9 protein-coding genes are annotated in these 12,718 nt (G+C 66.4%); 7 read left to right on the top strand and 2 right to left on the bottom strand.

The features are described 5' to 3' along the window. The first annotated feature begins 22 nt into the window (after positions 1 to 22). The 3 genes from I6F33_RS24375 to I6F33_RS24365 are packed head-to-tail and all read left to right on the top strand — an operon-like array spanning position 23 to position 2,836. On the top strand, positions 23 to 1,156 hold the full coding sequence (locus I6F33_RS24375) for an ABC transporter permease (RefSeq protein ID WP_036015553.1): 1,134 nt from the start codon (positions 23 to 25) through the stop codon (positions 1,154 to 1,156). A gap of 2 nt (positions 1,157 to 1,158) precedes the next feature. After that, a complete protein-coding gene (locus I6F33_RS24370; protein ID WP_036015555.1) occupies positions 1,159 to 1,941 on the top strand; it encodes an ABC transporter ATP-binding protein in 783 nt (260 codons plus the stop codon). A 28-nt stretch (positions 1,942 to 1,969) separates the two neighbouring features. Beyond that, positions 1,970 to 2,836, top strand: a complete 867-nt coding sequence (locus I6F33_RS24365; RefSeq protein ID WP_036015558.1) for an MlaD family protein — start codon at positions 1,970 to 1,972, stop codon at positions 2,834 to 2,836. A 144-nt stretch (positions 2,837 to 2,980) separates the two neighbouring features. Here I6F33_RS24365 and I6F33_RS24360 read toward each other — a convergent pair whose 3' ends face one another. Beyond that, positions 2,981 to 8,749, bottom strand: a complete 5,769-nt coding sequence (locus tag I6F33_RS24360) for a negative regulator of septation ring formation (protein ID WP_225144349.1) — start codon at positions 8,747 to 8,749, stop codon at positions 2,981 to 2,983. 397 nt (positions 8,750 to 9,146) lie between these two features. On the opposite strand from I6F33_RS24360, the gene I6F33_RS24355 reads away from it, so the two are divergent. Further along, positions 9,147 to 9,521 carry an Hpt domain-containing protein gene (locus I6F33_RS24355; protein WP_225144348.1) on the top strand — a complete coding sequence of 125 codons (375 nt, stop codon included), beginning with the start codon at positions 9,147 to 9,149 and terminating at the stop codon, positions 9,519 to 9,521. A gap of 165 nt (positions 9,522 to 9,686) precedes the next feature. After that, positions 9,687 to 10,007 carry a 2Fe-2S iron-sulfur cluster-binding protein gene (locus I6F33_RS24350; protein WP_008143731.1) on the top strand — a complete coding sequence of 107 codons (321 nt, stop codon included), beginning with the start codon at positions 9,687 to 9,689 and terminating at the stop codon, positions 10,005 to 10,007. Between the two features lie 29 nt (positions 10,008 to 10,036). Here I6F33_RS24350 and I6F33_RS24345 read toward each other — a convergent pair whose 3' ends face one another. After that, positions 10,037 to 10,504, bottom strand: coding sequence for a thioesterase family protein (locus I6F33_RS24345; protein WP_225144347.1), 468 nt, complete (start codon positions 10,502 to 10,504; stop codon positions 10,037 to 10,039). A 182-nt stretch (positions 10,505 to 10,686) separates the two neighbouring features. Here I6F33_RS24345 and I6F33_RS24340 point away from each other — a divergent pair, with 182 nt between their 5' ends. Together I6F33_RS24340 and I6F33_RS24335 are read left to right on the top strand one after the other, a co-directional pair. Continuing rightward, positions 10,687 to 11,715: an NAD(P)/FAD-dependent oxidoreductase gene (locus I6F33_RS24340; protein ID WP_036015581.1), complete on the top strand. Its 1,029-nt coding sequence runs from the start codon at positions 10,687 to 10,689 to the stop codon at positions 11,713 to 11,715. A 173-nt stretch (positions 11,716 to 11,888) separates the two neighbouring features. Continuing rightward, entirely contained in the window at positions 11,889 to 12,482 is a 594-nt protein-coding gene (locus I6F33_RS24335; RefSeq protein WP_225144346.1) for a DUF2147 domain-containing protein, read from the top strand. The last annotated feature ends 236 nt before the right edge of the window (positions 12,483 to 12,718 follow it).

Below are 12,718 nucleotides of genomic sequence, written 5' to 3'. Positions count from 1 at the left end.
CCGCCCCGGCACGGGAGCGGACATGAGTGGCGATCCGAAGCTGGAACGGATTGCCAAGGGCAACGCCCTGGCACTGTGCGCCACCGGCACCTGGACCGCGAGCTTTGCGCCGGTCCTGGAGCGGATGGTCGCCGACGCCGAGAAGCTTGCAGACACCCCGCAAAGCATCTTCATCGACGTCTCCGAGGTCGCCAAGCTCGACACGTTCGGCGCCTGGCTGATCGAGCGGCTGCGCCGCAGCCTGACCAAGGGACCCGTCGAGGCCCAGATCGCGGGCCTCTCCGCCAATTATTCCAGCCTCGTGGACGAGGTGCGGCGGGTCAGGGCGACGGCCATGGTCGACAGCGACCCGATCACCATCTCCGGCATGCTGGAGCAGATCGGACGGGCCGTGGCCGGCGTCGCCGGCACGGTGGCGGGCCTCGTCGACATGCTGGGCGCCGTGCTCGCGGCGTGGTTTCGCGTCCTGATCCATCCGCGCTCGTTCCGCCTGACCTCGACCGTGCACCACATGGAGCAGGTCTGCTGGCGCGCGGTGCCGATCATCGTGCTGATCACCTTCCTGATCGGCTGCATCATCGCGCAGCAAGGCATCTTCCATTTCCGCCGCTTCGGCGCCGACATCTTCGTGGTCGACATGCTCGGGGTGCTGGTGCTGCGCGAGATCGGCGTGCTCCTGGTCGCGATCATGGTCGCGGGCCGTTCGGGCAGCGCCTACACCGCCGAGCTCGGCTCGATGAAGATGCGCGAGGAGATCGACGCGCTGCGCACCATGGGGTTCGATCCGATCGAGGTCCTGGTGCTGCCGCGCATGATGGCGCTGGTGCTGGCGCTGCCGATCCTCGCATTCCTCGGCGCCATGGCCGCGCTCTATGGCGGCGGTCTGGTGGCCTGGCTCTATGGCGGCGTCCAGCCCGAGGCCTTCCTGCTGCGCCTGCGCGACGCCATCTCGATCGACCATTTCATCGTCGGCATCGTCAAGGCGCCGGTGATGGCCGCCGTGATCGGCATCGTCGCCTGCGTCGAAGGGCTCGCCGTGCAGGGCAGCGCGGAATCGCTGGGTCAGCACACCACCGCGTCGGTGGTGAAGGGCATCTTCTTCGTCATCGTCATGGACGGCATCTTCGCCATCTTCTTCGCCTCGATCGGGATGTGACGATGGCAAGAGAAACTCAAAGCGAGATCCAGGACCCGATCATCCGCGTCCGCGGCATCACCGTGCAGTTTGGCTCAACGCGCGTGCTGGACGGGCTCAACCTCGACGTCAAGCGCGGCGAGATTTTGGGATTTGTCGGCCCCTCGGGCGCGGGCAAGTCGGTGCTGACGCGCACCATCATCGGCCTCGTGCCGAAGGTCGCGGGCTCCATCGAAGTGTTCGGCGTTGACCTCGATTCATCGAGCGCGTCGCAGCGGCGCAATGTCGAGCGGCGCTGGGGCGTCCTGTTCCAGCAGGGCGCGCTGTTCTCCTCGCTGACCGTGCGGCAGAACATCCAGTTTCCGATGCGCGAATATCTGCGCGTTTCGCAGCGGCTGATGGACGAGATCACCATGGCCAAGCTCACCATGGTCGGCCTCAAGCCCGAGGTCGCCGAGCGTTTCCCGTCCGAGCTCTCCGGCGGCATGATCAAGCGCGTGGCGCTGGCGCGTGCGTTGTCGCTCGATCCCGACCTCGTCTTTCTGGACGAGCCGACCTCCGGCCTCGATCCGATCGGCGCGGGCGACTTCGACGAGCTGGTTCGGACCCTGCAGCGCACTTTGGGGCTGACGGTTTTCATGGTAACCCACGACCTCGACAGCCTATACACAGCATGTGACCGCATCGCCGTTTTAGGGAACGGTAAGATCATTGCGGCAGGGTCGATCGCCGACATGCAGGCCTCGCAGCATCCCTGGCTGAGGCAGTATTTTCATGGCAAGCGCGCCCGCGCGGTCATGGGTTGAGAGCTGGGTTGAGTAGCCGGAGCACCTGATGGAAACGCGGGCGAACTACATTTTGATCGGCTCGTTCACGCTGGCGGTGATCGCCGCCGCGATCGGCTTCGTGCTGTGGTTTCAGTCGCTGCACACGACCAAGCAGCGCAGCCCCTTGCGCGTCGTGTTCGAGGGCCCGGCGGCGGGCCTGCGCAACGGCGGCAGCGTCAATTTCAACGGTATCAGGGTGGGCGAGGTGGTCTCGGTGAAGCTGGACAACCCGCGGCGGGTTGTCGCACTCGCCATGATCGAGAATAACGCCCCGATCCGCAAGGACACCCTGGTCGGCCTCGAATTCCAGGGTCTCACCGGCGTTGCGGCGATCTCGCTGAAGGGCGGCGAGGAGGCCGCGCCGGCTCCGCCGCTCGACCAGGACGGCATCCCGACGCTCACGGCCGACCCCAACAAGCTCCAGGATGTCACCGAGGCGATCCGCGCCACGCTGCAGAACGTCAACAAGATCGTCGCCGACAATCAGGAATCGGTGAAGAACTCGCTGAAGAACCTCGAGACCTTTACCAACTCGCTGGCGCGCAATTCCGAAAAGATCGACGCCGTGATGGCCAAGGTCGACGGCGTCATGCTCAAGGCCGACAATCTCATGCTCGGCCTCAACACGCTGGCCGGCGGCAAGGATGGCGGCGAGCTGTTCCAGGCGGTGAAGTCGATCCGCGAGCTAGCCGAAGATTTCGACAAGCGCTCGGGCGCTCTGATGGCCGACGGCCGCCGCACCCTCGGCGACATTAGCCGCGCCGTGAACAATTTCGACCGCAACCCGACCCGCGTCCTGTTCGGCGCCAGCAACTCGTCGCAGCCCGCCCCGCCGCCCGAGCCGCCGAAGCCTGCGGCAGCGCCGAGGCGGTAGGCGGTAGGAAAGCGCGAATGGGGGAGTGGCGAATAGCGAGTAGCGTATACAGCCTTCCTCACGGATCGATCCCAAACAAAAACGGAGCCCGCGAGGGCTCCGTTTTCATTCGCTATTCGCTATTCGCCATTGGCGAGCTTCCGCTCACCCCAGCCGGCCCGCCGCGTGCGCGAGCAGGGTGTAGACCAGGCCCGTCTCCGAGATCAGGTGGCTGCGCAGCTCCTGCGGGCCGCGGCCGTCGCGGGCGACTTCGTCGAGCAGGCGCTCGAACTCGGCGACGTAGCGGTCGACCGTGCCCTTGAAGTTGCGGTCGGCGCGGTACTTGCGGGCGACCTCGTCGAAGGCCTTCTGGCCGGCGGGCGTGTACAGGCGCTTGGTGAAGGCCTTGTTCTCGCCGCGCTGGTAGCGGTCCCACATCTCGGCGGCGAGGTTGCGGTCCATCAGCCGGCCGATGTCGAGTGACAGCGATTCCAGCGGATTGCTGCTGGCCTGCGGCGCCTGCGGCTGCGGCGCGGGTGCCGCGCGGCCACGCGGAGCCTGACCGGCCGGTGCGCCCTGATTGGCGTCGGTGCGGTTGAGCAGGTCCGACAGCCAGCCGTCACGGCCCTGGTCGTTGCCACCGGGCGCGACCGGCGGCGCTTCGGTGCGGCGCCCGGCCGGCATGCCGAGGTCCGGCGGCGGCAGCGTCGAGGCGCTGCCGATGTCGCGCATGCGGGTCTCGGGAGCCCGGCCGCCGACGGCGGCCAGCACCGGCTCTTCCTGGCGTTGCACGCTGGCGCGGCCCGCCGTGGTGACGTCGAGCCCGCGGCCGTGCTGGGCCACGATGCGGTTGAGCTCGGCGAGCGCCTCGATCTGGTCGACGATCACCTTGCGCATCTGCGCCGTGCTCTCGGCGGCCTCCTGCGGCATCTCGAGTACGCCGCGGCGCAGCTCGTTGCGGGTGGCTTCGAGCTCGTTGTGCATCTCCAAAGCCATCTGCTTCATGCTGGCGACGAGGTTGGTGAACTTCTCGGTCGACTGCTTGAACATCGTATCCGCCTCGTCCGTGGTCTGGCGGTAGATGTCGTGCATGGCCTCGATGGTCTGCCGGTGCTCCTCTTCAGACGCCGCGCGCACCGCCTCGAACTGGCGGGTGATCGCGGCCGAGCCGGCGCCGGCGGTCTCGGCGACGACGCGGGCGATGTCGCGGGCGCGCTCTTCGGCCGCGGCAAGCGATTCATCGAGCAGGCCGGTGAAGCGCGACAGCCGCTGGTCGAGATCGGCCGTGCGCAGGTCGATCGTGGTGACGAGCGATTCCAGTGCCTGCTTGCGTTCGGCGAGCGAGGCAGTGGTGTTCTTGTTGCTCTGCTCGACGACCTGCGCGGCCTCGACCAGCGCCTGGCCATGCTTGTCGAACTGGGTCGACAGCTCGCCGAGATCCTGCAGCGCCTTCGTGGTCTTGCTGTTGAAGACGTTGAGCTGCTCTTCCAGGTTCTGCGTCGCCGCGCCGTTGCGCGAGGTGACGTCGTTCATCGCCGAGACGAAGTCGGCGACGCGGGTCACCAGCGCCCGCTCAAGCGAGTTGAGGTTGTCGTGCGCACCGGTCAGCACCTCCTGGAGCAGGATGTTGCCTTCGCGCAGGCGCTCGAACAGGGCGACCGTGTCGGTGCGCAGGATCTTGCTGGTCTCCTGCATCTCCGTCACGGCCGCGATCGAGACCTGGCGCGACTGGTCGATCGCGGAACGCGAGGCCTGCTCGAGGTCCTTGAGCGACTTGCCGACGGCGCTGGTGGCGACCTCGCTCGCCGCGTTGATGGTGCGGGCGACTTCCGAGCCGTTGCCCATCATGGTCTGCGAGAAGGCCTGGCCGCGCGTCTCGATCGACTTCAGCGCGTCGGAGGTGACGCGGTCGATGTCGAGCGTGAGCTGGCTGGTCTTGGAGCCAATCGCGTCGACCAGTGCGCCGCGCTTGGCGTCGATCATGTTCGACAGACGGTCGGCCTGCTGCTGCACGTAGGTGACGATCTCGTCGGTCTTGCCGGTCATGGCCTGGCCGAAGCTGGAGCTGGCGGCGAGCACCGAGCGCTCGACGTCGGCCGAGCTCGACTTGACGCGCGAGCTCGCCTCGTTGGAGGCGGAGATCAGCGCGTTCTGGGCGTTGAGCGCGCTGGTCTGGATGTCGTTGGTCGCGTTGGCGGCGGCTGCGCTCAGCGTGCGCTCGATCTCGGTCGAGATCGTGCGGATCTGGCTCGCGGCGTCGGCCGAGGTCGAGGTCAGCGAGATCTGGGCTTCACGCGCGCTGTTGAGGATGGTCGAGGCGGTGTCGGCGCCGACCGCGGTCAGCGTGCGCTCGATGTCCGTCGTCAGCGACTTGATCTGGCCCGCCGCATCGGTCGAGGCGGAGATCAGCGTGCCCTGGGCCTCGCGCACGCCGCTGGTGAGCGCCTCGATGGTGGCGCCGCCGGCTGTCGCCAGCGCGCGCTGCATCTCGGCCGCGAGCGAACGGACCTGGCTGGTTTGTTCTGCGGAGACAGCAAGAAGGGTGCTCTGGGCGTCGCGGGCGCTGGTGGTGATCGTCTCGGCGGTGGTCTGGCCGACCTGAGAGAGCGAGCGATGCACTTCGGCCGCGAGCGACTTGACCTGGCTCGCCGCGTCCGAGGACGCCGTCACCAGCGTGCTCTGGGCCTCGCGGGCGCCGCTCATGATGGTCTCGGCCGTCGAGGTGCCCGCCATCGTCAGCGAGCGCTGCACGTCCGAGGACAGCGCCTTGATCTGGTTTGCGGTCTCGGTCGAGGCCGCGATCAGCGTGCTCTGCGCATCGCGGGCGCCGGCGGTGATCGACTCCGCCGTGGCGGTGCCGGCCATCGACAGCGAGCGCTGCACGTCGGCGGTGAGCGTCTTGACCTGGCTCGCCGCATCCGAGGACGCGGTGACGAGGGTGGTCTGCACCTCGCGGGCGCCGGCCAGGATCGAGGCTGCGGTGGCGGAGCCCGCCGCCGACAGCGTGCGCTCGACGTCGGCCGCGAGCCCCTTGATCTGGGTGGAGGCTTCGCCCGAGGCCGCGACCAGCGTCGACTGCGCTTCGCGCGCGCTGGTCAGGATCGAGTTCGCCGCACCGGTGCCGACTGCGGTCAGCGCCTGCTCGACCTCGGCCGAGGTCATCTTGAGCTGGGCGTTGACATCGGAGGAGACCGTCAGCAGCGACTGCTGGGCGGTGCGCGCGCCGGTCTGGATGGTCTCGCTGGTGTTGACGACGAGGTTGGTGAGCGAGCGCTCGGCGTCCTCGACATGCGAGCGGATCGCGGTCGAGATCATCTCGGCGCGGGACATCATGTCCTCGCTGGCCTGGCGTCCGCTGCTTTCGATGCGGCCGGCCACGGCCTCGACGCGGGAGCCGAGCAGATCCTCGAACTGAGCCACGCGCACGTCGATGTCGCTGGCGACCGAGCCGACCTTGGTCTCGATGGCCTGCTGGATCTCCTGGAAGCGTGCCGTGACCGTGTCGGTCAGATGCGTGCTGCGGCCGTCGATGATCTCGGTGACGCCGGTGATGCGGCGGTCGACCGCCTCGATCGCCTGCGCGGTGCCGTCGGTGAGCGTCGAGGTGAGCAGAGTCAGGCGCGTGTCGATCGACTGCACGGCCTGCGATGCGCCGTTGGTCACGGCGGTGGTCAGGTAGGTGAGGCGGGAGTCGATGGATTCGAGCGCCTGCGTCGCGCCACCCGTGAGTGTGGTCGTGAGGTGGGTCAGGCGGGTGTCGATCGACTGGATGGTCTGCGATGCACCGTCGGTCAGCGAGCTCGTGAGGTGGTTGAGGCGCGCATCGATGGTTTCAATGGCCTGCGAGGCACCGTCGGTGAGCGAGCTCGTGAGGTGATTGAGCCTTGCATCGATTGTTTCGATGGCCTGCGACGCCCCGCCGGTCAGCGACGTCGTGAGGTAGGTGAGGCGGGAGTCGATAGACTGGATCGCCTGCGCGGCACCGTCGGTCAGCGACGTCGCCAGCGTGTTGATGCGTCCGTCGATGGTCTCGGTCATCGACTTCGCGCGGCTGTCGAACGACAGCTCGAGCGCGGCGACGCGGCCGACGAGCTGCTCGTCGAAGGTCCTGATGTGGCCTTGGATGGTGCCGTCGAGGCTGGCGATCTTGCCGTTCAGCGAGGCGTCGATATTGCCGACGCGTTCGCCGATCGTGGTCTCGAACTGCACGAGGCGCTGGTCGAGCACCGCCGTGATCTGGCCGCCGTTCGACGTGAAGCGGGTGTCGAAATCGTCGACATAGGTCTTCAGTGTCTCGGCGATGTCCTGCGTGCGCTGGCCCATGCGCTCGACGATCTCGCCGCCGAAGGTCTTCACGGTGCGGTCGAATTCGGAGATGTGGCGGGTGATCAGCGCGCCCAGCGTGCCGGAATCGCGGGCGAACTTCTCGACCAGCTCGGTGCCCTGGTTCCTCACCAGCTCGTCGAACGCGCTCATCTGCAGCGACAGCGAATCGTGCGCGGTCTCGGTCTGGCTGACGACCTTGGCGACCAGGGCGTTGACGGTGGCGTCGAGCGCCTCGCTGGCCTTGTCGCCGCTCGTCATGATCTGGCCGGCGAGGCGGTTGCCGGCGTCGTCGATCTTGGCGGAGATGTCGTTGGACCGCAGCTCGAGCTCGAGCAGCAGCGAGTCCGACGAGTTCTTCAAGGAATCGTGCACCTGCTCGGTGCGCTCGGAGATGCCGTCGACGATCGCGGCGGAACGCTGCTCGAACTCGCCGGTGATGCGGTCGATGCGCTCGTTCAGCATCTCGTGGACGCGGTCGGCGAGGTCGACGAACTCGTCGTGGACGTGGCCGGTCTTGAAGTTGAGGCTGGTGGTCAGCCGCTCGCTGGCGTCGAGCACGGCGCGCGTGGTCTCGTTGCTGGCCTCCTCGAGACGGTCGAGCAGGTCGCCGCCGCGCTCGCCGAGAGCCAGGATCATGTTGTCGCCGGCATTGCTCAGCGCCTGGGTGATGTGGGCGCCGCGCTCTTCCAGAGCGCCGGTGATCGACTTGGCCACCTCGTCGACGCGGGAGGCGATCGCGTCCGAGATCAGCGCGATGTCGTGGCGCAGGTCGATCTGCACGCCGGAAATGGCGCTGCGAACCTGCTCGGCCTGGCCGACCAGGTTGTCGCGCTGATGCGCGATGTCCTGGAGCAAAGCGCGGATGCGCACCTCGTTGTCGGAATAGGCGCGTTCGAGCGCGGCGACCTCATTGGCGACCAGCGTCTCGAGCTCACCGGCGCGCGCGATCGCACGCTCGATGCCGTCGCCCATCGCCGCGACCTCGCGGCGGATGGCCTGGCCGACGGTGACCATGGAATCGGAGGCCGAGCCTTCCGGCTCTGAGAAGCGGATCGCGACCTGCGCCATCGCCTGCGCGATCATGCGCATTTCCTGGCCGCGCCAGACGAGGCTCGCGAGGAAGTAGAACAGCATGACCGGTGCGAAGAACATCGCGACGAGGCCGGCGATCACGAGCACGCCGCCGCTCTGGCCCATGGCGGCCTGGATCGAGGGCAGGAAGCCGAAGGTCAGCGCAGCGCATGCGGCGAGCCAGATGCCGGCGAAGATGGTGGCGAAGGTGTAGACGCTGCGGGCAGGGCGGCCCTTCTGCAGCGCCTGGAGCAGCTGGCCGATGGTCTCGCGATCGTCGTTGGCGGCGCGGCGCGCGGTGCGCGGCTCCTCGACCGGGTCGAACACGGTCGAGCGCTCGTTGGCGGCGGGGCGCGGCTCGAAGCTCGGCTCGTCGAAGGCCGGAGGCGCGGCCGGCGGCACCGGGGGCGCCGTTTCGTTGCGCATTGCGGCGTTGCGGCTGGTATCGGCCGCGGTGTCGCTGATGTTCAGAGCTTCCTGGATTGCAGAAAGCGCAACTTCTGTAGGGTCTTTGACCTTTTTCGGAGTGTTCGCCATGTTCAGTCCGAGCCCTCGTTACTTGTACGCGTCCCCCCGCGAGCCCTGCGCGCGACGCAAGCCCACAGACCGGATCATGCCGCTTGCGCGGATCTCCGAGCCGTCCCCACCCGGACGACTTGTCCGCCAATTTCTGCAACATCCTATTGGCAGAGCGTCGCGAATGAAATGCCCGCGATTAAGACATTCTTAATCATCGTTAACAGGATCGCGCCGTAACGCCTTTAGCAATCAACGCAATTCTCAACCGGACTCGGCCAATTGCGGCAACTTTTCGTCAATAAACCGGCGGATCTGCGTCAAATCCCCCAAACATTTCGTTAACCATTTCCATGCTTGGGTGAGGGGAATCTGACCGCCGGACCGGCGGCCGTCGCGCGAAGCCGGGGCCTGCGCCATGACGCCTGAACTGCAAGGGATGGACTGGATGCCTTCGCCCCCGCTTGCGCCCATCGACAGCCCGCTCGACCTCGATCACCTCTCTCGAATGACGCTCGGCGACGCTGAGCTGGAGCAGGAAGTGCTGGCCATGTTCGCGGAGCAGGCGGCCCGTCTGCTCGCGGCGATGACCGCATTGCCGGCCGAGACCGGCACGCTTGCGCACAAGCTCAAGGGTTCGGCGCGCGGGATCGGCGCCTTGGCGGTCGCTGATGCCGCTGCCAGCCTGGAGACTGCGATCCGGACCGGCCATGGCCGGCCCCACGCCTTCGCCGCGCTGAAAGAGGCGGTGGCCGAGGCCCGCGCTGCCATCGCGGCGATGCTGAAGCGTTGAGCCGATACGTCCGGAGCCGGGCTCTAGTCGCTTGTTTTGACGCGTTTTCTTCCCGCAAAGCGGGAATCATTTGGCTTCAAAACGCTATGGCGCCGGGCTGACCGACCCGTTATAGGACAGCCGGGACCCTCCTTCATTCAAAGCACCGCGGCAGCACGAGCACACATGGCCAAGATTCACTTTGTCGACCACAAGGGCGAAACCCGCACGGTGGAAATCGAGAACGGCGCAACCGTGATGGAAGCTGCGATCCGCAACAGCATTCCCGGCATCGAGGCCGAATGCGGCGGCGCCTGCGCCTGCGCAACCTGCCATGTCTATGTCGACGAAGCCTGGCGCGAGAAGGTCGGCAGCCCGACGCCGATGGAAGAGGACATGCTCGACTTCGGCTTCGACGTGCGCCCGAATTCGCGCCTGTCTTGCCAGATCAAGGTCTCCGACGAGCTCGACGGCCTCGTCGTGGCGACGCCCGAGCGCCAGGCCTGATCCGTCTCCAAGCAGACTGTCCAAGTCGACTAGGTGCTCGGCGGCGCGACCTCGATGCCGCGCTTGTGCCAGGGTCTGAGCTTCTCGATCACCTCTGCGGTCAGCGGCGCCGGTCGGCGCGTCGCCTCGTCAAGCAGGACGCCGACCGACGTCGCCGACGCAATGCACGTGCCGTTCGAGAACACGACCTGCTCGAATGTCACCGACGTTCGCCCGAGCTTGACCACGCCGAGGCCGAGCTCGATCGAGCCGGGCCAGTGCAGCTCGGCGCGAAAATGCATGTCGAGCCGCGCCATGATCCAGGCGAGCCCCGGCGGGGTCAGCCCGTATTCGGGAAGCTTCATCAGCGTGACACGGCCGGTCTCGAAATATGTGGCATAGACCGCGTTGTTGACGTGCTGGTTCGGGTCTAGGTCGCCGAACCGGACGTTGTCGCTGAGGCGAAACGGAAAGTCCTCAAGGCGCGGGGTCGTGTCGAGGCGGGCTGGCGCGTTCACCGATTGATCTCCGTCATATCCATCCTCGTTACAGCCCAGTTATTTTGGCCCGGCAAGTGGGCGCGGCTGCGGGGCGATCCCGCTTTTATGCCTTTCCTGTTCCATCCCCGTTGGCTAGACAGGCAGGGTCACCTCTGCCCAACGGGCGCCGTCCAACCGATAACGATCGATAAAGAGACGACATGAGCGACGTGATCAAAACCGATGTGCTGATTATTGGGGCCGGGCCGTGTGGTCTGTTCGCCGCCTTCGAGCTCGGCCTTCTCGACATGAAGGCGCATTTCGTCGACATCCTCGACAAGGTCGGCGGCCAGTGTGCCGAGCTCTATCCGGAAAAGCCGATTTACGACATTCCCGGCATTCCCCAGGTTTCGGGGCAGGGGCTGACCGACGCGCTGATGGAGCAGATCAAGCCGTTTCATCCGACCTTCCATCTCGGCGAGATGGTCGAGACCGTGGAGAAGATCGGCGATCCCTTGTTTCGCTGCACCACGGATGCCGGCAAGGTGTTCGAATGCAAGGTGGTGGTGATCGCGGCCGGCGGCGGCTCGTTCCAGCCCAAGCGCCCGCCGGTACCGGGTATCGAGGCCTATGAAGGCACCTCGGTGCATTACGCCGTGCGCAAGATGGAGACGTTCCGCGACAAGAGCGTGCTGATCGTCGGCGGCGGCGATTCCGCGCTCGACTGGACGCTCAATCTGCATCCGATTGCGAAGCGCATCACGCTGCTGCATCGGCGCGACGAGTTTCGCGCCGCGCCCCATAGTGTCGAGCAGATGCGCGCGCTGGTTGCCGGCGGCAAGATGGATCTGCGGCTCGGCCAGGTCACCGCGCTCTCCGGCGCTGACGGAAAGCTCACCGGCGCGACCGTCAAGGGCAACGACAACAGCGTCACCGAAATCGCCTGCGACACCATGCTGCCGTTCTTCGGGCTGACCATGAAGCTCGGCCCGGTCGCGAATTGGGGCATCGCGCTGGAGAACAATCTGGTGCCGGTGGAGACGTCCGCGTTCGAGACCAATGTGCCGGGCATCTTCGCGATCGGCGACATCAACACCTATCCCGGCAAGATCAAGTTGATCCTGTGCGGCTTCCACGAGGGCGCGCTGATGTCGCAAAAAGCCCATCGTTATGTCTATCCGGAGAAGCGGCTCGTGTTCCAGTACACGACCTCGTCCTCCAGCCTGCAAAAGAAGCTCGGTGTCAACTGACGGAAGCGTTCGGGGCGGCGATGCCCCATGTTTCTGGTGCTGGAACCGTTCGTGAAATCGCCGTAGTCTGCGGCCATTCCGGTCATAGGCTTGGCCAAGTTTTTGGCTTAGCACAGTTTGGCTCTGCGAAGTCTTGGCTCAGCAAAGGTGATTGGCTCAGCAAGGTGATCATAATGCGGACTCTCGTTTCCAGCTTTCGGCTGCTCTCCTTCCTGGCGCTCGCATTGTCGCTCGCGATCGTGACGCCGTGCGCGGCGCAGACCGCCGAGCCCACGGCGGCGGGCCTCTGGCAGAAGGTCGAAGACGGCAGGACGGTCGGATGGTTCCTCTTCATCGATCGCAACGGCGTCTTCGAAGGCGTAATCGCAAAGACCTTCCCGCGGCCAACCGACGACCCGAACGAGGTCTGCTCCAAGTGCACCGACGATCGCAAGAACGCTCGGGTGCTCGGCATCTCCTTCGTCCGCGACATGAAGCGCGAAGGATTGAAGTACGAGGGCGGCAACGTGCTTAATCCGCGCGACGGCCAGATCTGGAAGGCCAACATGCGGGTCAGCCCCGACGGTCAGACCCTGACGTTGCGCGGCTATCTCGGCATCGCGCTGCTCGGCAAGGACGAGACCTGGACGCGCCTGCCCGATGCCAACATCGCGCAGGTCGATCCTGCCATCGTCGCAAAATACTTGCCCGCGCAGGCTGCTGCCGCCAAGCAACCGGCGGCCGCGGCGAAGAAGGGCGGCGCGATGATGGCGCCGGCAAAGCAGTAAGGGCGCAAGCCGCGCGCTGCGCGGTCTCAATGGTCCTAGCGCAGCGTCTCCAGCCTGTGCGGCCACCTTCGCCGAAGGGCGAACGTGCCTCGGGCGCCCTCCAGTAGTTCCCCGGAATGCGCGCTGGCGCTGGATTTGCATAGCTGTCGGCAAAGCTGCTGGGGGAGCGAGTCGCCGTCTCCACGCCTGCCGCGCACCATGCGGAAGGCGGATGGCAGCGTTTGCCCCGCGGTGAT

Source organism: Bradyrhizobium sp. BRP20 (assembly GCF_020194215.1).
Taxonomy (GTDB): domain Bacteria; phylum Pseudomonadota; class Alphaproteobacteria; order Rhizobiales; family Xanthobacteraceae; genus Bradyrhizobium; species Bradyrhizobium yuanmingense.
The sequence above is the reverse complement of the archived record's forward strand: the minus strand, read 5'-3'. Positions and strand labels throughout refer to the sequence as shown.